This is a genomic window from Zoogloea sp. LCSB751, assembly GCF_002028455.1.
Classification (GTDB): Bacteria; Pseudomonadota; Gammaproteobacteria; order Burkholderiales; family Rhodocyclaceae; genus Zoogloea.
The window spans coordinates 1-267 of record NZ_MWUM01000239.1 but is presented as its reverse complement, the minus strand read 5'-3'; the positions used below and the strand labels follow the sequence as shown (position 1 = coordinate 267).

Here is a 267-nt window from a genome sequence, read left to right as displayed (position 1 = left end):
CCCCGTCAGCAGCATTATCTGCGCATGTTGATGGAGAAGCGTGTCGACGGCTTGCTGGTGCTGGGGACTGACATCGACACCCCGCTGCGCGACATGCTGCGCATCCACAAGAACGTGCCTCAAGTGGTGCTGGACTGGGGAACCGAGTGTGATTTTGCCAACGTCATCAACGACAACGCCCGCATCGGTGCGCGCCTGGCCGTGCGCCATCTGCTGGAGCAAGGTCACACCAGCATCGTCTGCATCACGGGCCAGATCGACAAGCCG

General features: G+C 61.4%; 1 pseudogene. It reads left to right on the top strand.

The features are described from left to right. A pseudogene (locus tag B4920_RS26485) lies at positions 1 to 267 on the top strand (hypothetical protein); the annotation flags it as partial.